This is a genomic window from Nocardia pseudovaccinii (genome assembly GCF_050942345.1).
Taxonomy (GTDB): Bacteria; Actinomycetota; Actinomycetes; order Mycobacteriales; family Mycobacteriaceae; genus Nocardia; species Nocardia pseudovaccinii.
Genome location: NZ_CP192074.1, coordinates 6,910,430 through 6,931,624, shown reverse-complemented (window position 1 = coordinate 6,931,624; position 21,195 = coordinate 6,910,430). Strand labels below are relative to the sequence as shown.

The following is a 21,195-nucleotide window of genomic DNA, read 5'->3' as shown; positions in this document are numbered from 1 at the left end:
AACGGCGGGGTAGCGTGGATGCCAGGTCCGCGGCGACAACGGAGGTTTCGAGATGTCGTGGAAGGTCAAACTGGGCGTCGGCATATTGGCGCTGTTGGGCGCGCTGATGGTGATCGGGTTCGTGAAGAGCCTGGTGCTGTCCCTGGTACCGCTGGCGATCCTGCTGTTGGCTGGTTATGGCGTGTTCCGGCTGTACGTCGGTAGTCGCGGCAAAGCCACCGAGACCGAGGTGCCACAGCTGCCCGCCACCCCGCCACCCGCGCTCCCGGCCCGTCCCACGAAGGATGCGGCGACCAGACTCCGCGAGATCCGCGAGGAGGCCGCCCGTCAGCAGGGGCAGCCGTAGGCGGGTACGCTTGCCGCGCCGGATCGTGTTGGCGAGTCGGTTGATTCATTACCCAGAGGGCGGTGCCTCGCGCGGGCTGCCCGGCGCATCCGGGTGGCGTGGTTGCCATGTCGACAACTGTTCAGGGGTGCTGTGAGACCGAGCCTTATCTACCGCAACGGAACCATCTACGAGCTGCTGATGCGTGGGCTGTATGGGCGGCACTACCCCGCTCGGTATCGCGCGATCGCCGAGCTCGTGCCCGATGGCGCCCGCGTGGTCGACCTGTGCTGTGGACCCGCGACGCTGTACACCCGCTACCTGCGCGACCGGTCCATCGAATACACCGGACTCGACCTCAACGGCCGATTCATCGCCAGGCTGGCACGGGCGGGTGGACGCGGCGTGGTGTGGAACTTGCGTTCCGATACCCCGCTGCCCGAGTCCGATTACGTCATCATGCAGTCGAGCCTGTATCACTTTCTGCCCGAGCCCGCTCCGGTCATCGATCGGATGCTGGCCGCGGCGGGAAAGCAGGTGATCATCGCGGAGCCGATTCGCAACCTGGCCACCAGTGACAATCGGGTACTAGCCGCGATCGGGCAGCGGTTCACCGATGCGGGCGACGGCGCACAGGCGCGCCGGTTCAGCGAGGCGACTCTGGACGCGTTCTTCCGCGGTTACGAGCCGCGCGTGGTGCAGCGGTCGCTGATCGCCGGTGGCCGGGAGAAGCTGTTCGTGCTCACCGCCTGAGGCGGGTCCGGCTCTCGCTCAAACGGTGTATGCGGTGACGGCGTCGATGACCCTGGCGATCTGATCGTCGGTGAGATCGGGCCAAAGTGGTAGGCGCACAACGGTTCCCGAGAATTCGGCGCTGCGCGCACAAGGTTTCGGCGTGCGGCCCAGCTTGAGGCCGGCTGGGCTGGAATCCAGCGGAACGTAGTGGAACGGCGCCGAGATACCGCGCGCGGCCAGATGTGCGATCAGATCGTCGCGCTGCCGCTCGGTAGGTGTGCGCAGGTAGTACAGATGCGCGGTATGTGTCCGGTCCTCGGGCACCACCATGAGCCGGACATCGTTGCGGCGGGCCCAGTCCGGCAGTGCGGCGGCGTATGCGTCCCAAACCCGGTGCCGTCCGGTCTGAATCGTCTCGAATTCGTCCAGCTGCGCGTCCAGCACCGCCGCGTTGAGCTCGCTGGGCAGATAGCTGGAGCCGATATCCTGCCAGGAGTACTTGTCCACCGCGCCGCGCAGGAAACGGGCTCGATCGGTGCCCTTCTCACGGATGATCTCGGCGCGCGACATCAGGATCTCGTCGGTGAGCAGCAGCGCACCGCCCTCACCGCAGTGCACGTTCTTGGTGTCGTGGAAGCTGAGCGTGCCGAGGGTGCCGAGGGTGCCCAGTGGGCGATCGCGCCACCGGCCGCCCAGGCCGTGTGCGTTGTCCTCCACGATGGCGATGCCGTGCGCATCGGCGAGTGCGAGCAGCCCGGCCATATCGGCGGCCACCCCGCCGTAGTGGATGACCACAACGGCCTTGGTTCGCTCGGTGAGTACCGCGGCGACCGACTCGGGATCCAAATTGCCCGTTTCCGGGTCGATATCGGCGAAGACGCAGGTCGCGCCGCGCAGTGCCATGGCCGTCGCGGTCGAGGTGAACGCGAAACTCGGCACGATCACCTCGTCGTCGGGGCCGAGCTCGAGCAGCAGACCCGCCATCTCCAGTGCGGAGGTGCAGGAGGTGGTCAGCAGCGCATGCGGCGCCTCGGTGATGGCCTTCAGCTTCGCGGTGGCCGAGGCGGTGAACCGCCCGTCGCCGTGACTGTGGTCGGAGGCGAGAACGGCCTCCAGATTGGCCAGTTCACGGCGGGCCCGGAACGGGCGGCTGAAGATGACGCGGTCAGTGCTCAACCCGGTCGTTCCCCCTGCTGGCGGTGGTCGTGGTCATTTCTCGGTTATCCGCCGGGCGCGGCGTCGGCGAACCGACGGTCAGATACAGCGGCTTGCCGACGAGGATATGCAAAGCCACACCGAGGTATTCGGCGATGAGTCCCAGTGAGAACAAGATCGTTCCCGAACATAGCAGCAGCACGACGATCATCGAGGCCCAGCCCTCGGGCGCCCAATTGTCGGCGGTGAGCGCCTCGTATACGACGAACGCGGCCATCACGCCACCGGCCAGCGCGAGGGTGACCCCGAGCAGGCTGACCAGCCGCAGGCCCCGGGTTCCGCTGCACAGCACCATCTTCCAGAACAGCGAGAACAGACGGCGGTAGTTGTAGCCGGATTCCTCGCGGCCCTCGGCGCGCAAGGTCACCGGCACCTGGGCGACGGTCCCGACCACCCAGGTCAGCGCGACGTCGAGATAAGCGCCGTTGGAGGCGACCTCGGCGAGCTGGCGGCCGATATCGCCGCGGATGAGCCGGTAACTTTCGAATCTGGTGGAGTCCGGGAACGCGAAGATCGTCGCGAGCACCACCTTCGCACCGCGCGAGGTGATATTGCGCAGGAATCCGTGCGGGCGGGTGTTGGTCGGCTTCGAATAGACCAGATCGGCGCGCTCGGTCAGGGCCGCGTCCAGGAATGCGCCGATGAAGGCGGGATCGTGCTGGCCGTCCTCGTCCATGGTGACGATCCAGTCGCCCTGGGCGGCCGACATTCCGGCGATGGTCGCGGCGTCCTGCCCGAAGTTGCGGCTGAGCCAGACGATGCGGACCTCCGGATAGGTCTGCTCCAGTTCCTGCAGCACCACATCGGAGCGGTCGGGACCGTGGTCGTGCACCAGGATGATCTCGCCGACCGAGAAGGCGACGCCGCCGGGGGTGTCGGTGGGATCGGTCAGCCGGTGCAGTTCTTCGACAAGTCCACCGATGGTTTCTTCGCCCCGATAGATCGGCACCACGACCGACACCGCGTGCGGCTGGTCGGCGCCCGGCCGAGCGGGGCGTCCGTTGGTCGCACCCGCGGGCGAGCCGTTGGGGTGGGCGGTGGGAATCGGCATCAGCTGGATCGACTTTCGATGACGGTGCGTGCCGGTAATCTCCGCTGGACAGCAGAGCCCGAGCCGCCGTGAACTTTAACACGGTACGCATACGGCATTCCGGAGCAGCTCATCGCACCATCATGGTGGTGTCGGCGCGTCGATGCCAAGCTCGACTGTGCGCTGTAGGGTTTGGAACTCGTGACGGTTGGTGCAGTGACGGAGGCGAAAAGCGCAGGACCCGACGCCCGCGACAGCGAGCCCGATTCGCGTCGGGCAGTGTACCGATGGGGTGCCGTCTGCACGCTCGGTGTCATCGCGGGATACCTGGCGGTACTGCTGGCCAATGCGCGGCACTTCTACACCGACGACACCGAATCCCAGTACACCGGACTCTGGGTGGGACTGGGACGCGCGCTGCGTGACGGCACCTTCCCGGTGCTGGTGCCCGAGCGCTGGATGTCGGGCAACAACACGATGGATGATGCCGGCCTGTTCAACCCGCCGCAGCTGCTGATCGATCTGATCGCGCCGTCGGTCGACAACATGGCGGTGTACGCGACCGTCGTCAAACTGATCTTCGCGATCATCGCCGCGCTCGGTGTCTACCGGATCTGCCTGGTGTACGGCGCGCGGCCGGTGTGGTCCGCGGTCGCGGGTGTCGCGTTCCCGCTGTCGGGTTTCTTCCTGTTCTTCGACGAGGCCAGTTGGATGACCGCGCTCACCGGCACCGCTTGGCTGGTCCACGCCTGGGCGTCGTCGGTGCGCTACACCCGCGGTCTGGGCGGGCCGATCCCCGTCTTCATCTACCTCTACCTGGCCATCTCCACGCAGTACATCTTCCCGGCCGTGGAGGCGGCGCTCATGCTGCTCGCGGTCGCGGTGGGTGAGTTCGTCTACCAACGCAAATGGCAGCCGGTGGCGCGGTTGACCGTGGCCGCGACGGGTGCCGGTCTGGCCGGATTGCTGACCTTTCTGCCGAGCATGCTGTCGGCGAAGGTGACCTGGCGCGGCACCATGGAGATCAACAACGACCAGTTCTTGACGGTGCCATGGTCGGAATCGCTGAATGCCAGTCTGCCGAGCACATTGCCCGCGTTCACCTCCTGGTGGGGCTATATCCAGCCGATGCCGGTCACCTATATCGCCTGGTTCCTTATTCCGGCGTTGGCCTTCATCGACTGGCGGCGCGCCCGCGAATGCTGGCGCGAGCTCAGCGGGGTCGCACTGTTCGCGGTCATCATGCTGATGTGGAGTGCCGGACCGGGTTCGATCGGTCCGCTGCGCTGGCCGGTGCGTGTGCTGCCGATGCTCGCGCTCGGCCTGCTCGTGCTGGTCTGTGTGCTACTCGGGCGCTACGCCACCCTCCGTGATCTGAAAAGTCGCGGCGTCGCGGCCGCCCTGCTGATCGGTCTGCTGTGGGTGCGGTCCTTTTCCGCGGATCCGCACAATGTGGTCCGGCACGTACTGGCGGCCGCCGCGATCGGCGCGCTCGTCGCCGGGGTGGTCTGGCTGGGACGTAACCGGAGTCTGGCCACCGCGGGTGTGCTGACCATCGTCGCGATGTTCCCGATCGCGTTCTACCAGGTCAACGCCGCGCAGCCGACGCCGATGACATGGCATCTGCCGACCAACAGGTCCGAGGCGCAGGCCGCGTTCCCGGACTTTCCCGGTACCACGATCCAACTCGGCGAGCGCGGGCTGCTGCAGCGTGACGATATGAGACTCGACGGCGCCTACGGATCTCTGGTCTTCGGCAACTACGCCAAATCGCTCGAGCTGACCTATGTCAATGGCTACACCCCGACCGGTCACTTCTATTTCGGCGAACTGCTGTGCATGCGCTGGGACAGCAGCGTCTGCCCGGACGCGTATCGGCGGATGTTCGCGCCGGAGCCGACCACCGGCCGTCCCCTTGTCGATCTGATGAAGCTGGACCGGGTGGTGTTGCAGCGCGCCCTGTTCCCCGATGCGCGTAATCAGCAGGCACCGGAGGGCTGGAAGTGGGTCGACTATCCCGGCCATGAGCGCTACATCTCGGTGCTGGAACGCGTGGACGGTCCGATCTCGACGGTGAACGGCCGCGTCGCGGATGCGAAAAATGTGTCGGCTACATCGATTTCGGAGACCGATACCACCAGCCGGGTGCGGGTGTCCTCGGCCGATGGCGGCAAGGTGGTATTCGCGCGCCTCGGCTGGCCGGGTTACCGGGTGACCCTGAACGGTAAGCAGATCCCGATCACCACCGTGGCGAAGTCCTTTGTCGCCGTCGACATACCCGCGGGCACGCAGAACGCCGAACTGGTGCTGATCTGGCGGCCGCCGGGCTGGAAGATCGGCATCGGCACGACAGCGCTCGGCATCGCCGCCATCGGAGTGCTGCAGGTGCTGTGGGTGCGATCGCGGCGTCGGGATCCGGAGTTGCCGACGGCGGATTCGAGCCCCGGCGAGCCGGATCGTGAACTGGCGGACGTGGTCTCGTAGCGCTCTATCCACGCAGGCCCGATCGGAGGTGTCCCTCGACGAGTGCGCCCTGTAGGGTCTGGAACTCGTGGTGGAAAGCAGCGCCCCCGCCCGGCGGGACGTGTACAAATGGGGATTCATAACCGCACTCGGTGTGATCGCCGGATATGGTGCCGTCCTGCTGGCCAATGCCAGGCATTTCTACACCGATGACAGCGAGTCGCAGTACGGCCCACTGTGGGTGATGCTCGGCCGGTCCCTGCGTGACGGACAGTTCCCGGTGCTGGTCCCCGAGCACTGGATGGCGGGCAACTACGCCATCGAGGAGGCGGGCCTGCTGAATCCGCCGCAACTGCTGATCGATCTGATCGCGCCCTCGGTCGACAACATCGCGCTCTACACCACCGTGATCAAGCTGATCTTCGCGGTCGTCCTCGGGACCGGTGTGTACCGCATCTGCGTGGAGTACGGGGCGCGGCTGCCGTGGGCCGCCGTTGCGGGCGTGTCGATTCCGTTCACTGGTTGGCTGCTGTTCTTCGACGAGGCCAGTTGGTACACCGCCTTCACCGGTACCGCGTGGCTGGTGCACGCGTGGGCGTCCGGCGTGCGCTACGCACGGGGACGTGGCGGGCCGATCCCCACCTTCGTTTTCCTGTACCTGGCCATCTCGGTGCAATACATCTTCCCCGCGGTCGAGGCCGGGCTGATGATCGGCGCGGTGGCCGTGGGGGAGGTTGTCTACCAACGCAAGTGGCAGCCGTCGCTGCGACTGCTCGCGGTCGCGGGCTGCGCCGCGGTGGCCGGGCTGGCCACCTATCTGCCGAGCATGCTGTCGGCGAAGGTGACCTGGCGCGGCACGGCTCAGATCAATAACGACCAGTTCCTGACCGTGCCGTGGTCGGAATCGCTCAATGCCAGCCTGCCCAGCTCATTGCCCGCGTACAACTCCTGGTGGGGTTATGTGCAGCCGATGCCGGTGGTCTACATCGCCTGGTTCCTGATTCCGGCGCTGGCCTTCATCGACTGGCGCAAGGCGCGCGCGTCCTGGCGGGAGTTCAGTGCGATCGCGCTCGTCGCGCTGATGGCGCTGATGTGGACAGCGGGACCGGGCACCATCGGCCCGCTGCGCTGGCCCGCGCGGGTGTTGCCGATGCTGGCCCTCGGACTGCTGGTGCTGGTGTGCGTGCTGCTCGGACGCTTCGCCACCTTCGAGAATTGGCGTGGCCGCGGTATCGCGGCGGGTGTGCTGATCGGGCTGCTGTGGGTGCGCTCGTTCTCGGCGGCGCCGCGCGAGGTCGTCTGGCATGTGGTGGCGGCGGTCGGAATCGCCGTGCTCGGCGCGGCCGTCGTGTGGCTCGGGATGAAGAAAGGCATGGCCGCGGCCTGCGTGTTGACCATCGTTTCGGTGTTCCCGATCGCCTTTCTCCAGGTGCATGCGGCACAGCCGACGCCGATGAGCTGGAACCTGCCCGAGCAGCGGTCGCAGATGAAGGCCGCGTTTCCCGAATTTCGGGGCACCACCCTGCAATTGGCCGATCGCGGGCTGATCCGGCCGGAGGATCGTTCGTTGCGGGGCGCGTACGGATCGCTGGTCTTCGGTAACTACGCCAAGGATCTGGAGAAGACCTACGTCAGCGGCTATACGCCCAACGGGCACTTCTGGTTCGGTGAGATGCTGTGCATGCGCTGGGACACCAGCGTCTGCCCCGACGCCTTCCGGCGGGCCTTCGCGACGGAGCCCACTACCGGCAGGACGATCGTCGACCTGATGAAGGTGGATCGGGTGGTGCTGCAGAAGGCGCTTTACCCGGACGCGCGCAATCAACCCGCACCATCTGGCTGGCAGTGGGTCGACTACCCGGGCCACGACCAGTACATCGCGGTGCTCGAGCGAGTGGGTGGGCTGCTGTCCACCCAGAACGGCCGCGTGTCGGCGGTCTCCGGTGGCACCGCGACGTCGGTGTCGGAATCGGAGCTGACCAGCCGGGTTCGCGTGAGTTCGGATAGTGGTGGCCGCGTGGTCTTCGCACGGCTGGGCTGGCCGGGCTATCAGGTGAAGCTGAACGGCCGCACGATCCCCTTCGACGTGGTCGCGAAAACCTTTGTCGCCGTGGATATTCCGGCCGGCACCAAGAACGGCGACCTGGAGCTGACCTGGCGGCCGCCGGGGTGGAAGATCGGCGGGGTCGCGATGCTGCTCGGGCTGTTCGGAATCGGCGCATTGCAATGGATATTCGTACGCGGTCGCGAGCGTGATGAGGACGCGACGCTGACCGAACTGCCGGTGACCGCCACGGTCCCGGAGCCCGATCTGGCGGGAGTATCTCGTTGACAGCTGACCAGCAGGCCGAATTCACGGCGGACCATGCGGGTGCGACCGGCGCCGAGGATCCGGGTCTGCTGCTGCGGCTGGTGCGTCGGCAGGAGATCGCCTTCGCGATGGTCGGTGCGTTCAATACCGCGCTCGGTATGGGACTGACCGTGCTGTGGCTATCGGTGCTCGGCAGTAATGTGCCGCCCGCGATCGCGGTGGTCGCCGCCTATGCCGTCAGCATCGTCATCGCTTTCGTACTGCATCGCACGCTGGTCTTCCGAGTGCGCGGACATATGCTGCGCGACTTCGTCCGCTTCGTGGCGGTCAATTCCGGTGGGCTGCTGATGAACATCGCACTGCTGTCGCTGGCCGTCTCGGTGCTGCATCTGCCGAGCAGACCGGCCGCGGTGGTGGTCATGGGTCTGGTCGCCATCGCCAGCTTCTTCGGGCATCGCTACATCTCGTTCCACCGGGCGCCCGTGCCCGAGCCGCCATCGGCCGGTTCGGGTGCGGAACGGACCTAGGCGCCGGGTAAGTTATCGATCATGCCGGAGGAAACCGCCTTGGACGCCACCCTGTTGAGCCTGCTCGCCTGCCCGCAGGACAAGGGTCCGCTGCTGTTGGTCCGCGACGACAAGGGCGCCACCGCCCTCTACAACCCGCGCCTGCGCCGTGCCTACCCGATCGAGAACGGCATTCCGGTGCTGCTGATCGATGAGGCCCGCGATGTCACCGACGCCGAGCACGCGGCCTTCACCAGTCAGCACGCCGACGCCTGAGCGGCCATCCGCTCGGTGGCGCACGATAGCGTGCGCCACCGCGAATTACGATGCGGGAGTATCGATTTCACCGGTGAGATAGCGCTGCAGCGTGGGGGCGACGGCCGCGACCAGTTCAGGACCCGGCATCGAGGCCAGCGGTTCTATCTCCAGAATCTTGCGCGCGACCAGCACGCCGATCATCTGCGTACCCACCAGCGCGACTCGGGCACGGCCGTCGTCTTCGGGCTCAGCGATCCGCATCCGTACTCGTTCCAGGACGACATCCAGGACAAACGTCCTGGCCAGCGTGATATCGCCGCCCGCGAGAATGCTGCGCACCGCCGCGACGATCCCGGGGCCTGCGGGGGAGTCCCACACCGCGAGCACCGAGCCGAGAATGGTTTCGCCGAGCCGATCCAGCGGCGCGGCCTCGATCCGGCGCAGTGTGGCCTCTGGATCGATCGGGAACTCGACCACCGCGGCGAACAGTTGCTGTTTGGTCCCGAAATAGTGGTGGACCAGCGCGGGATCGACCCCGGCGTCGGCGGCGACGGCGCGGATCGAGGTCTTGTCGAAACCGATATCGGCGAAGCGGGCGCGGGCGGCCGCGAGGATTTCCGCACGGGTGTCGGAGCGACCCGGTCGGCGACCGGAGCGGGTGCCCCGGTCGCCGTTGGTCGTCGTGTCCTGGGCGATCGGGTTCTCGGCCGTCACGCGGTCCGCCGTCGTAGCGTGGCTGCGCCCAGGCAGAGCGCGACGACCGCGAATCCGGCAACGACTGCCAGGTCACGCAGCATCTGACCGGTGACATCCGGATGCGTCGAAACCTGTTGCAGCGCATCGACCGCATAGCTCAACGGCATCACATTGCTGATCGCCTCCAACCAGCCGGGCAACTGTCCACGCGGAACAAGCAAGCCGCACAGGAAGATCTGCGGCGCGACCACCACCGGCATGAATTGCACGGCCTGGAATTCGGTGCGCGCGAAGGCACTTGCCAATAGCCCGAGTGCGACGCCGCAGACCGCGTCGATCATGGCGATCACCACAACCCAGACCGGACTGCCCGCCGAATTCAGGCCGAGCAGCCCGAAGGAGACCAGGCAGGCCACCGCCGCCTGCGCCGCCGCGGCCACCGAGAAGGCGGTGCCGTATCCGGCGAGCAGATCGAGTTTCGACAGCGGTGTGGTCAGCAGCCGCTCCAAGGTGCCGGAGGTGCGTTCACGCTGCATGGCGATCGCGGTGATCAAGAACATCACGATGAACGGCAGGATGCCGAGCATGCTCATACCGACGCGATCGAATATCGGGACGGGGTTGAACGGGTTGGGCGGGGTGTCCTTGTAGATGAAGTAGAGCAGCGCCATCAGGACCGCCGGAACCACGAGAATCATTGCGACAGTGCGGTGGTCGTTGCGCAGCTGACGCAGGATGCGTCCGGTCGTCGCGGCATAGGGACGCAGTGTCGGCGTCCGGCGGCGAGGTACGAGGGTGGTGGTCATGCCGCACGTCCCATCGTGATCAGAGTGAGGAAGGCTTGTTCGAGGTTCTGCTCACCGGTTTCGGCGCGCAGTTCATCGGGGCTGAGCTCGGCGAGCAGGTCACCCTCGCGCATCAGCAGCAGTTTGTCGCAGTGCTCGGCCTCGTCCATCACATGGCTCGAGACCAGCAGCGTCGTTCCGTTCGCGGCCAATTCGTGGAACTGCTTCCACAGGTCGACGCGCAGTACCGGATCCAGGCCGACCGTCGGCTCGTCCAGGATCAGCACCTCCGGCTGCGCGACCAAGGCGCAGGCCAGAGACGCGCGGGTCTCCTGGCCGCCGGAGAGTTCGTCGCCGCGCTGGTGGGCGTGATCCAGCAGGCCGACTGCGCCGATGGCCTCGTCGATGTCGTCGCGGTCGCGGCCGTAGAGCGCGGCGAAGTAGGCGACGTTCTCACGCACGCTGATATCGCGGTAGATGCTCGGTGCCTGGGTCACGTAACCGATCCGATGCCGCAGTTCCGCCGAGCCCGCGGGCAGTCCCAGCGCAGAGATCTCGCCGGACGCCACGATCTGGGTGCCGACGATGCTGCGCATGAGCGTGGTCTTGCCACATCCCGATGGACCGAGCAGTCCGGTGATGGAACCGCGCGGGATGGTCAGCGAGATGTTGTGTAGGACTTCGCGGCCGCCGCGGCGCACGGTGAGGTTGCGAACCTCGACGGCATGGGATGAGTGCAGGTCCGTCATGGGACGCCTCAATTCATCGAGTGTTGAATTCACTGTGTGATGAATTTAGCGCGATCTGGTTCTCGGGGCAAGACCCGTCAGTGGTGATGTGCCGGTGTTCCGGCCGACTGACCGGGCTCGACCACGACAAACTGGCCCATCATGCCCTGGTCCTCATGCCAGAGCAGGTGGCAGTGATACATGTACGGCGAGTTCGGATCGGCGGGTCCGTCGAACCGCATGGCGAGCTTCGCGCTGGCATTCGGCGGCAGGAAGATGGTGTCCTTCGGTCCGGTCAGTGCGGCGGGTGGCGGTGCGCCGTTCAGTTCGAGCACGCGGAACTGCACATCGTGAATGTGGAAGTTGTGCGGCATGCCGTCGTTGTTGTGCACCATCCAGGTTTCGGCGGTGCCCCTGGTGACCGTCAGATCGATCCGATCCATCGCCATCGGGCTGCCGTTGATGCCACTCAGATTCAGTTCGAAGTTTCGTTCGCGCACCGAATCGGAGCCATCCGGTGTGGACGGATGCGCCAGTGCCGCAGGCAATTCCGGCGAAGGCCGCAATGTCGATGCCGCACGCAGTTCGAGGATGTCGAAGCTGTCGTCGCCGCCCGCGAATCGCTGCGTCCAGAAGTCCAGTCCCGCATCGAGTTTCGTGCTGCGCAGCACGGTCCGTTCGCCGGGCCGCACGCGAACCACGATTTCCGCGCGTTCGCCCGGTGACAGCCGCACCCGATCGAGCGCGACAGGGCGTTCCAGCAGCCCGCCGTCGGTGCCGACCAGCGAGAAGCGGCGATCATCGGCGAAGCCGAAGGTGTATACCCGCGCCGTCGAAGCGTTGAGCAGACGCAATCGCACGAGCTCATCGCCGATATTCCGATACGGCGTCAGGGTTCCGTTCACCATGGTCCGGTCGCCGAGGAACCCGACGTCGCGGAACATGCCGTGCGACGAATCGAACTGATTGCCACGGAATTTCACGTCCTGGACGATGACGGGCAGATCGTCGACACCATAGTTGTTCGGTAGCGAAAGTCCTTCGGAAACTTCGTCATCGAGCAGGAAAAGGCCCGCAAGCCCACGCCGGACATGTTGTTCGGTCGTGCCGTGCGGATGCGGGTGGTACCAGAGCGTGGCGGCGGGCTGGTCCACGGTCCAATGCGGTGTCCAGGTGCCACCGGCCTGCACCATCTGGTGTGGCCCGCCGTCCATCGCCGCGGGCAGATGCATTCCGTGCCAGTGCACCGTCGACCGCTCCGAAAGATTGTTCCGGACTTCGACTTCCACCTTTTCCCCGCGCCGCGCCCGCAGCGTCGGTCCGAGATAGTCCCCGTTGAACCCCCACGTCGCAGTCGTCTGCCCTGCTCGGAATTCCTTTTGCCCCGAACGCATTTCGAGTTCGAAGACACGCGTGCCATCCGCTCGCACCCGGGACTGCGCCAGCGGCGGAATCGCGAGCTCATTGCTGAACTCGCCGCTGCCGACAGTAGATACGGACGCACTGCCGTACACCCACGTGACGCAGCCGCCGACAGATAGCAGCACCACCGCCGCGACCGCCGTGACGATCAAGAGCAACCGCCGCAACCACCGCGGCCGGGAAACCGAAGACATGCCGCCGACGGTATGGATCACCAGCCCCCGGCCACATCCGGGAGCGTCCCCATTTCACCCCTGATCCCGCTGTGTGTCCCACGTCACACCGCATGGCTGTCACGTCCGGCGGCGGTGCTTTGTCCGATGGTCGTCACCAACCAGCAAACCTGCCCCGGTGACACCGACCATGGGAGCAAGCCATGACAACGCATCGGATCGTCGTACTCGGCGCGGGCTACACCGGCATGCTGGCCGCTATCCGGCTGGCCCGGCGAACCCGCAAACTCGACGTCGAGATCACCATCGTCAACCCGTCCGCCCGCTTCACCGAGCGGCTGCGCATGCACCAGGTCGCCGCGGGCCAGGAGTTGGCCGATAACCGGATCCCGGAGATCCTGGCGGGATCGGGGGTCGAATTCGTCCAGGGCTGGGCGACTTCCATCGATCCCGAGGCGCAGCGAGTGTATGTCGACGGCACCGGCACACTGCACTACGACGAGCTGATCTACGCGCTCGGCAGTAGCACCGACACCAGCATCGTGCCCGGCGCCGCCGATCACGCCTGGACCCTGAACGATCCGCGCACCGTGCACCGCTTCTCCGAACACCTTGCGGTGGTCGCGGCCGGTGCCGGCACCATCGCGGTCTGCGGCGGCGGTCTGACCGGCATCGAGGCGGCGGCCGAAATCGCCGAGAGCTACCCGGGCCTGCGCGTCACCCTGATCAGCAGCACCGAACCGGGCGCGATGATGGGCGACAAGGCCCGCGCCTACCTGAACAGGGCGCTCGATCGGCTCGGCGTGGCACGCAAGGTCGGCCATGCGGTCACCAAGGTGCTGCCGGATGCGGTCGAACTCGCCGACGGCGAACTGGTTTCGGCCGATCTGACCCTCTGGACCACCGGTGTCCGCGTCTCGCCACTTGCCGCCCAGTCCGGCATCGAAACCGATGCGCGCGGGCTGATCGTGGTCGATCCGACCCTGCGGTCGGTTTCGCACCCGAACATCCACGCCGTCGGCGACGCCGCCGCGGTGCGCCAGGCCTGGGGTCAGATCCACGGCACCTGCCAGTCCGGTCTGCCGACCGCCGCCTACGCCGCCGACTCCATCGCGCGGCAGCTGAGGGGCAAGACCGTCGAGCCGTTCCGGTTCGGTTACTTCCATCAGCCCGTCAGCCTGGGGCGCAAGGATGCGGTCATCCAGTTCACCAAGGCCGACGACACCCCTGGCCGGTTCTACCTGACCGGACGAGCGGCCGTCTTGTACAAGGAAGGGGTGAGCAGCAGCCCGGTGCCGAGCTTCAAGCTGAGCAAGAAGATGACGGTCTCGGTCCAGCTGTCCAAGGGCGGCAAATCCACGCGTCGGACCGCATGAACCGGCCCGGATCAGCCGTCCGCCAACCAGGCGGGCGGTTTCCGCGTTCGTCCGGAAAGTTGGATTGCCAAATCCGGACTTGCCCTAGGAGCATGGTCCAGATGGTCGACGCCACGCCCGCGCAGGATCCATTCATCGAACACCGGCGGCTGCTCTTTTCCACCGCCTACCGGATGCTGGGCACCGTCACCGATGCCGAAGACATCCTCCAGGACACCTGGCTGAAGTGGAATGAAACCGATCAGTCGACGGTCCAGCATCCCAAGTCCTATCTGGTGCGCACGGTCACCAACCTGTCGTTGAACCGGCTCACCTCGGCCAGGGCCAAACGCGAAACCTACGTCGGCCCTTGGCTTCCCGAACCCCTGCTGACCTCACCGAATATCGCCGAGGAGACCGAGTTGGCCGACACCGTCTCCACCGCGATGCTGGTGGTCCTGGAGACCTTGAATCCGGTGGAACGCGCGGTCTTCCTGCTGCGCGAGGTGTTCGGCTACAGCCACGCCGAGATCGCCGACACCCTCGACAAGCCCGAGGCCACCGTCCGGCAGATCGCGCATCGGGCCCGCTCACATGTGCAGTCCCGCCGCCCGCGCTTCGATACCGATAAGGCCGAGCGCACCCACATCACCGAACAGTTCATGGCCGCCTGCGCCGGTGGTGATCTCAATGCCCTGATGGGTCTGCTCGCCCCCGATGTCACCTCGTGGTCCGATGGCGGCGGGGTGGTCACCGCGGCCCGGCGTCCGCTGTACGGACCGGATCATGTGGCGCGCTGGGTTCTCGGCGTACTCGCCAAGCCGTCGGTCGCGGGCATCGTCCTCGAACCAGCACATATCAACGGCGAACTCGGGGCGCTCGCGCGCATCGACGGAAACCCGGTCGCGGCGTTCACCTACGACATCATCGACGGCCACATCCACAACCTGCGCTTCCAGGTGAACCCGAGCAAGCTCAAGGGGCTCTACATGGGGACCGACGTGATCGGATGACCAGTTCGGCGTGTTGCTTTACGATCCTGCCGTGACCAGCCAGACCACGGAACCGAATGTGGACGGAGGACAGGTTCGGGTTTCCACCCTGGAGTTGTTCTTCGATCTCGTCTTCGTCTTCACCATCACCCAGCTCACTCACGTCTTCACCCACCATCCCGGCTGGGAGGCGCTGGCTCAGGTGGTGGTGCTGTTCGGGGTCATCTGGTGGATGTACAGCGGCTACGTCTGGCTCACCAACGAAGTGGCGCCGAGCAATTCGCAGCGCCGCACGCTGCTGTTGATCGGCATGTTCGGATTCTTCGTGCTCGCGCTGGCGATCCCGGACGCGTTCCACGGCACGGGTCTCGCCTTCGGTCTCGGCTACGTCCTGGTCAACACGGTGCACACGGCGCTGTTCTGGGTCAGTGGCGGCACCTCGGCGAGCCAGGCGATCAAACGCATCGCGCCACTGAACGCGCTCGCGGCGGCGCTCGTGCTCGCGGGCGGCTTCGTGCACGGCTGGTGGCAGTACCTGTGCTGGGGTCTGGCATTCGCGGTGCAGGTGCTGAGTCCGTACCTGGTCGACACCCGCGATTTCGTGGTGCGGGCCAGCCATTTCTGCGAGCGCAACGGGCTGGTGATCATCGTCGCCATCGGTGAGTCGGTGGTCGCGATCGGTCTGGGCCTGGCGGGGGAGAAGCTGACCGTGCCGCTGACCGCCACCGTCGCGCTCGGACTCTGCCTGGCCTATGTGCTGTGGTGGGCTTATTTCGGGATCGATGACGACCGTGGCGAGCATGCGCTGGCCGCGGTCCCGGATCGGGAACGCTCCCGTCCCGCGGTGCTCGCCTACGGTTACGCGCTCTACCCGCTGCTGATCGGCATCACCGTCACCGCGGCGGGCATCAATATGACCATCGCGCACGGCAACGAACCTGCCTCCATCGCCGCCGCGTCCGCGCTCTCCGGCGGCGTCGCGCTGTACTTCTTCGGCCAGTTCTGTTTCCGGCTCGCCCTCGGTCTGCCGCGCCCGTGGTCGCGACTGCTCGCCGCCGCCGCGGTGTCCGCGACCATCCCGATCGGCATCGCGTGGGTCGCCTGGGCACAGCTCGCGGTGCTGGTCGCGGTCGGCTATGCCGCCGTGATCATCGACGATCTCGTCACGCTGCGCTCGGGCCAGCACAGTCGCTACGTCTGACTTTCGGGAACAATGGAGAGTCGTGCGTAACGAGGAACTGGCGGTCGAACCACCCGCCGCGGCTCGCCGACTGCTCGGCTCGACGCTGTGGTCCGGACCGGTCGGCGTGCGAATCGTCGAGGTCGAGGCATATGGCGGCGACCCGGCCGGACCGTGGCCGGATCCCGCATCGCATTCCGGACGCGGGCGGACCAAGCGCAATGCGGTGATGTTCGGGCCCGCCGGCGTGCTGTACGTCTACCTCAGTTACGGCATGCACATGTGCGTGAACGTGACCAGCGGTCCGGACGGCACCGCGAGTGCGGTACTCATCCGGTCGGGCGAGGTGATCGCAGGGTCGGACACGGTCAGGGAGCGACGACCCGCGGCCCGCACGGACGCCGATTTGGCAAGGGGCCCTGGGAATCTCGGCAGCGCGCTCGGAATAACGCTGAGCGACTACGGAACTCCACTCTTCGACCCTGCCTCGCCGATCCGGTTGGAGCTGAACGGCGCGATCGACCCCGCCGAGATTTCCGACGGACCGCGCGTCGGGGTCAGCAGCGCAGCGGATGTGCCGTGGCGATTCTGGCTCGCATCGCCTGCGGTCTCGGTCTATCGGCGCAGCCCGCGTGCCCCGATCGAAGCGGTATAACACCAGGTCACATGAATCCTAGGGATCGGCGATGAGTTTTCGGGGCGGTGTCCGTCCTATCTGTTGAACGCGCTCCACCCGGCGCGACCGACCCGAAGGAAAGACAGATGACCGCCATCGCCCCCGCCGCCCCGATCACCGCCGCTGCCACCGTCGCCCACCGCCCCGGCAAGACGATGACTATCGCGCTCTGGACCGTGCAGGTCCTGCTCGCGCTGTTCCTCATCATCGCCTCCGCCGCCCCGAAGCTGCTCGGCGCACACGCGGCGGTCGAATCCTTCGACACGATCGGCTGGGGCCAGTGGTTCCGCTACTTCACCGGCGTAGTCGAACTCGCCGGTGGCATCGGCCTGCTGGTGCCCCGCCTGACCGGCCCCGCGGCCGTCGGCCTGACCATCACCATGGTCTGCGCCGCACTGACCCAGGTGTTCCTGCTCGGCGCACCCGCCCTGGCGCCGTTCCCATTGGTGCTCGGCGTGGTGTTCGTCTGGATCGCCTGGCAGCGGCGCGACGGCATCATCGCGGTGCGGGAGCTGCTGGCTCGCTGAACATCTGAACAACGCACACGATCGGCAGACCGCGGTCTGCCGATCGTCGTGGCATTCACCGAAAATCATTCGCCCTGCGTGGCGGCGCACGGCGACACTGAGGGCCATGCCGGTCGCGGGGACCGGTGCGGAAAGATGGGAAAGCGTGAGCGAACGAAGTGAGCGAACCATGTGTCAGCGCGCATCGCGCACGCTGGAGCCGAGCGCCAGCGAGGCGGAGGCGTGAGCGGCGACATCATCGACGAACTGACCTGGCGCGGACTGATCGCGCAGTCCACCGACCTGGACGCCCTGCGCGCGGCGGCGTCCGCCGGGCCGCTGACCCTGTATGCCGGTTTCGATCCCACCGCGGCCAGCCTGCACGCCGGACATCTGGTCCCGCTGCTGGCGCTGAAGCGGTTCCAGCGCGCGGGCCATCGCCCGATCGTGCTGGCCGGTGGTGCCACGGGACTCATCGGCGATCCGCGCGACGTGGGCGAACGCACCATGAATTCGACCGATACCGTCGCGGAATGGGCGGGCCGGATCCGTTCACAGCTCGAGCGCTTCGTCGACCTCGACGACTCACCCACCGGCGCGATCATCGCCAACAACATGGACTGGACCGGCCAGCTGTCGACCGTGGACTTCCTGCGCGATATCGGCAAGCACTTCTCGGTCAACGTCATGCTGGCCCGCGACACCATCAAGCGCCGCCTGGACGGTGAGGGCATCTCCTACACCGAATTCAGCTACATGTTGCTGCAGGCCAACGACTACCTGCAGTTGCGCCGCAATTACGGCTGCACACTGCAGGTCGGTGGTTCGGATCAATGGGGCAACATCATCGCCGGTGTCGAGCTGAACCGGCGCGTCGACGGTGCGGCGGTGCACGCGCTGACCGTGCCGCTCGTTACCTCGGCCGACGGCAAGAAGTTCGGCAAGTCGACCGGCGGCGGCAGCCTGTGGCTCGATCCGGAAATGACCAGCCCGTACGCCTGGTACCAGTACTTCGTGAATACCGCCGATGCCGATGTCGTGCGGTACCTGCGCTGGTTCACCTTCTTGTCCCGCCAAGAGTTGGCCGAGCTGGAACTGGCCACGGCCGAGCGTCCGCACGCACGGGAAGCCCAGCGCAAGCTGGCCGAGGAAATGACGAATCTGGTGCACGGCGAAGCGAATACCCGGGCCGTGCAGCTGGCTAGTCAGGCCCTGTTCGGACGAGCGGATCTGCGTGAACTCGATGAGCCGACGTTGTCGGCAGCCCTGCGTGAAGCCGCTGTCGACGGCACGGTCGCCGAGGTCGGTGTCGGTGAACCGAGCACGATCGTCGATCTGCTGGTCGCCACCGGACTGTCGGAGAGCCGCGGCGCCGCACGGCGTGCGGTGAACGAAGGCGGAGCGTCGGTGAACAACGAGCGGATCTCGGATCTGGAATGGACGCCCGCCGATGCCGACTACCTGCACGGACGGTGGTTGGTGCTGCGCCGAGGAAAGCGGAACTTCGCGGGCGTACTGCGGGCGGGCGCATAAAGATCACGTGGCTCGGGTCACATTCGCGTGGCCCGAGCCCGTTCTTTGGGGTGTCAGACGGCGTCTGACCTGCGAAATGACATGCGTGTAGTGCGGATTTGACTCGACGTTCTCCGCCGCGTAACTTTGTCCAAGTCAGAGCGACACGGACACCGACCCGGAGCCCAAAGCGCAGCGGAAACGTTGAGCACAGTGGCCTGGGAAACGAGGTAGGACGAGGAGCGCCTGGCGATCAGCGTTGCCGGATCGGACGAGCGGACTTGACTCTGCGCGGGCGGTTGGCTAGGCTAGGACAGTTGCCTCAACAAGCCCCCCGAGAGAATCTGGGGTCCAGTTGTGTGCGTGTGTTCTTTGAGAACTCAATAGTGTGTCGATGAATGTCAGTGCCAATTATTTATTGGTTCCGGTCCTTTCATACCCCCGTGTGGTGAGGGCTGGACATTTAGTCAGCAAATTTTTTTGCTGGCGTTTGATTTTGCCAAGGTTTTCGGACTCTGGTTAATTCTTCTGATTGCGCCCTTTTTTTGGGGTGTGGTTGAGAGTCTTCAACGGAGAGTTTGATCCTGGCTCAGGACGAACGCTGGCGGCGTGCTTAACACATGCAAGTCGAGCGGTAAGGCCCTTCGGGGTACACGAGCGGCGAACGGGTGAGTAACACGTGGGTGATCTGCCCTGTACTTCGGGATAAGCCTGGGAAACTGGGTCTAATACCGGATATGACCATGGGATGCATGTCTTGTGGTGGAAAGATTTATCGGTGCAGGATGGGCCCGCGGCCTATCAGCTTGTTGGTGGGGTAATGGCCTACCAAGGCGACGACGGGTAGCCGACCTGAGAGGGTGACCGGCCACACTGGGACTGAGACACGGCCCAGACTCCTACGGGAGGCAGCAGTGGGGAATATTGCACAATGGGCGGAAGCCTGATGCAGCGACGCCGCGTGAGGGATGACGGCCTTCGGGTTGTAAACCTCTTTCGACAGGGACGAAGCGTGAGTGACGGTACCTGTAGAAGAAGCACCGGCCAACTACGTGCCAGCAGCCGCGGTAATACGTAGGGTGCGAGCGTTGTCCGGAATTACTGGGCGTAAAGAGCTTGTAGGCGGTTCGTCGCGTCGATCGTGAAAACCTACCGCTCAACGGTGGGCTTGCGGTCGATACGGGCGGACTAGAGTACTTCAGGGGAGACTGGAATTCCTGGTGTAGCGGTGAAATGCGCAGATATCAGGAGGAACACCGGTGGCGAAGGCGGGTCTCTGGGAAGTAACTGACGCTGAGAAGCGAAAGCGTGGGTAGCGAACAGGATTAGATACCCTGGTAGTCCACGCCGTAAACGGTGGGTACTAGGTGTGGGTTTCCTTCCACGGGATCCGTGCCGTAGCTAACGCATTAAGTACCCCGCCTGGGGAGTACGGCCGCAAGGCTAAAACTCAAAGGAATTGACGGGGGCCCGCACAAGCGGCGGAGCATGTGGATTAATTCGATGCAACGCGAAGAACCTTACCTGGGTTTGACATACACCAGAAACACCTAGAGATAGGTGCCCCCTTGTGGTTGGTGTACAGGTGGTGCATGGCTGTCGTCAGCTCGTGTCGTGAGATGTTGGGTTAAGTCCCGCAACGAGCGCAACCCTTATCTTATGTTGCCAGCGCGTTATGGCGGGGACTCGTGAGAGACTGCCGGGGTCAACTCGGAGGAAGGTGGGGACGACGTCAAGTCATCATGCCCCTTATGTCCAGGGCTTCACACATGCTACAATGGCCGGTACAGAGGGCTGCGATACCGTGAGGTGGAGCGAATCCCTTAAAGCCGGTCTCAGTTCGGATCGGGGTCTGCAACTCGACCCCGTGAAGTTGGAGTCGCTAGTAATCGCAGATCAGCAACGCTGCGGTGAATACGTTCCCGGGCCTTGTACACACCGCCCGTCACGTCATGAAAGTCGGTAACACCCGAAGCCGGTGGCCTAACCCCTTGTGGGAGGGAGCCGTCGAAGGTGGGATTGGCGATTGGGACGAAGTCGTAACAAGGTAGCCGTACCGGAAGGTGCGGCTGGATCACCTCCTTTCTAAGGAGCACTTCTGCACGGCACCCCGAAGAGTCGGGGATGGTAAACGCTGGTGCCAGAGACCGTTTCGGAAACATATGTTTTCCGGCGGATGCTCATGGGTGGAACGCTGACAGGTTCATCGCATCAGATCGGAGCCGAGTCTTCGATCGCGGTGAATATATCGACACACTGTTGGGTCCTGAGAGAACAGACGTTCTTTCCAGGCAAGATAACGATCCGCTCGGGTTTTCTGTGAAACC

18 protein-coding genes and 1 rRNA gene are annotated in these 21,195 nt (G+C 65.4%); 13 read left to right on the top strand and 6 right to left on the bottom strand.

Translation table 11 applies throughout. From position 1 onward, the window contains the following. Positions 1 to 52: 52 nt before the first annotated feature. Both ACQPZ2_RS31160 and ACQPZ2_RS31155 read left to right on the top strand, forming a co-directional pair. Positions 53 to 346 (top strand): hypothetical protein, encoded by a 294-nt coding sequence (locus tag ACQPZ2_RS31160; RefSeq protein ID WP_433521726.1) that lies wholly within the window; start codon positions 53 to 55, stop codon positions 344 to 346. 132 nt (positions 347 to 478) lie between these two features. Next, on the top strand, positions 479 to 1,078 hold the full coding sequence (locus tag ACQPZ2_RS31155; protein WP_433521725.1) for a class I SAM-dependent methyltransferase: 600 nt from the start codon (positions 479 to 481) through the stop codon (positions 1,076 to 1,078). 18 nt (positions 1,079 to 1,096) lie between these two features. Here the strand turns inward: ACQPZ2_RS31155 and rffA are convergent, their stop codons facing one another. Next, positions 1,097 to 2,236, bottom strand: a complete 1,140-nt coding sequence (gene rffA / locus ACQPZ2_RS31150; protein ID WP_433521724.1) for a dTDP-4-amino-4,6-dideoxygalactose transaminase — start codon at positions 2,234 to 2,236, stop codon at positions 1,097 to 1,099. Continuing rightward, positions 2,226 to 3,326, bottom strand: coding sequence for a glycosyltransferase family 2 protein (locus ACQPZ2_RS31145; protein ID WP_433521723.1), 1,101 nt, complete (start codon positions 3,324 to 3,326; stop codon positions 2,226 to 2,228). The genes rffA and ACQPZ2_RS31145 overlap by 11 nt, the downstream gene beginning before the upstream one ends. A gap of 258 nt (positions 3,327 to 3,584) precedes the next feature. Here ACQPZ2_RS31145 and ACQPZ2_RS31140 point away from each other — a divergent pair, with 258 nt between their 5' ends. The 4 genes from ACQPZ2_RS31140 (at position 3,585) to ACQPZ2_RS31125 (ending at position 8,861) form a co-directional block, all read left to right on the top strand. Further along, positions 3,585 to 5,789 (top strand): hypothetical protein, encoded by a 2,205-nt coding sequence (locus ACQPZ2_RS31140; protein ID WP_433527568.1) that lies wholly within the window; start codon positions 3,585 to 3,587, stop codon positions 5,787 to 5,789. Between the two features lie 70 nt (positions 5,790 to 5,859). Beyond that, on the top strand, positions 5,860 to 8,100 hold the full coding sequence (locus ACQPZ2_RS31135) for a hypothetical protein (RefSeq protein ID WP_433527567.1): 2,241 nt from the start codon (positions 5,860 to 5,862) through the stop codon (positions 8,098 to 8,100). Next, positions 8,097 to 8,606 carry a GtrA family protein gene (locus ACQPZ2_RS31130; protein ID WP_433521722.1) on the top strand — a complete coding sequence of 170 codons (510 nt, stop codon included), beginning with the start codon at positions 8,097 to 8,099 and terminating at the stop codon, positions 8,604 to 8,606. The genes ACQPZ2_RS31135 and ACQPZ2_RS31130 overlap by 4 nt, the downstream gene beginning before the upstream one ends. A 21-nt stretch (positions 8,607 to 8,627) precedes the next feature. Further along, positions 8,628 to 8,861 (top strand): Trm112 family protein, encoded by a 234-nt coding sequence (locus ACQPZ2_RS31125; RefSeq protein ID WP_040689305.1) that lies wholly within the window; start codon positions 8,628 to 8,630, stop codon positions 8,859 to 8,861. 45 nt (positions 8,862 to 8,906) lie between these two features. Here ACQPZ2_RS31125 and ACQPZ2_RS31120 read toward each other — a convergent pair whose 3' ends face one another. From ACQPZ2_RS31120 to ACQPZ2_RS31105, 4 genes are all read right to left on the bottom strand, one after another. After that, positions 8,907 to 9,557: a TetR family transcriptional regulator gene (locus tag ACQPZ2_RS31120; RefSeq protein WP_433521721.1), complete on the bottom strand. Its 651-nt coding sequence runs from the start codon at positions 9,555 to 9,557 to the stop codon at positions 8,907 to 8,909. Continuing rightward, on the bottom strand, positions 9,554 to 10,345 hold the full coding sequence (locus tag ACQPZ2_RS31115) for an ABC transporter permease (RefSeq protein ID WP_433521720.1): 792 nt from the start codon (positions 10,343 to 10,345) through the stop codon (positions 9,554 to 9,556). Before ACQPZ2_RS31115 ends, ACQPZ2_RS31120 begins: the two co-directional genes overlap by 4 nt. Then, the gene (locus ACQPZ2_RS31110; RefSeq protein ID WP_433521719.1) at positions 10,342 to 11,073 is read right to left on the bottom strand and encodes an ABC transporter ATP-binding protein; all 732 of its coding nucleotides are present in this window, start codon (positions 11,071 to 11,073) and stop codon (positions 10,342 to 10,344) included. Before ACQPZ2_RS31110 ends, ACQPZ2_RS31115 begins: the two co-directional genes overlap by 4 nt. A 77-nt stretch (positions 11,074 to 11,150) precedes the next feature. Further along, complete coding sequence (locus ACQPZ2_RS31105) at positions 11,151 to 12,668, bottom strand: multicopper oxidase family protein (RefSeq protein ID WP_433521718.1); 1,518 nt, start codon at positions 12,666 to 12,668, stop codon at positions 11,151 to 11,153. 182 nt (positions 12,669 to 12,850) lie between these two features. Between ACQPZ2_RS31105 and ACQPZ2_RS31100 the strand changes: the two genes are divergently transcribed. The 7 genes from ACQPZ2_RS31100 (at position 12,851) to ACQPZ2_RS31070 (ending at position 20,953) form a co-directional block, all read left to right on the top strand. Next, positions 12,851 to 14,023 carry an NAD(P)/FAD-dependent oxidoreductase gene (locus ACQPZ2_RS31100; protein ID WP_433521717.1) on the top strand — a complete coding sequence of 391 codons (1,173 nt, stop codon included), beginning with the start codon at positions 12,851 to 12,853 and terminating at the stop codon, positions 14,021 to 14,023. Positions 14,024 to 14,124: 101 nt separating this feature from the next. Beyond that, positions 14,125 to 15,015 (top strand): RNA polymerase sigma-70 factor, encoded by an 891-nt coding sequence (locus ACQPZ2_RS31095; protein ID WP_433527566.1) that lies wholly within the window; start codon positions 14,125 to 14,127, stop codon positions 15,013 to 15,015. A 31-nt stretch (positions 15,016 to 15,046) separates the two neighbouring features. Then, positions 15,047 to 16,195: a low temperature requirement protein A gene (locus tag ACQPZ2_RS31090; protein ID WP_433521716.1), complete on the top strand. Its 1,149-nt coding sequence runs from the start codon at positions 15,047 to 15,049 to the stop codon at positions 16,193 to 16,195. Between the two features lie 22 nt (positions 16,196 to 16,217). Continuing rightward, complete coding sequence (locus tag ACQPZ2_RS31085; RefSeq protein ID WP_433521715.1) at positions 16,218 to 16,829, top strand: DNA-3-methyladenine glycosylase; 612 nt, start codon at positions 16,218 to 16,220, stop codon at positions 16,827 to 16,829. A gap of 107 nt (positions 16,830 to 16,936) precedes the next feature. After that, entirely contained in the window at positions 16,937 to 17,377 is a 441-nt protein-coding gene (locus tag ACQPZ2_RS31080; protein ID WP_433521714.1) for a DoxX family protein, read from the top strand. Between the two features lie 222 nt (positions 17,378 to 17,599). Then, positions 17,600 to 18,889, top strand: a complete 1,290-nt coding sequence (gene tyrS / locus ACQPZ2_RS31075) for a tyrosine--tRNA ligase (protein WP_433521713.1) — start codon at positions 17,600 to 17,602, stop codon at positions 18,887 to 18,889. A gap of 545 nt (positions 18,890 to 19,434) precedes the next feature. Continuing rightward, positions 19,435 to 20,953, top strand: a 16S ribosomal RNA gene (locus ACQPZ2_RS31070). Positions 20,954 to 21,195: the final 242 nt, after the last annotated feature.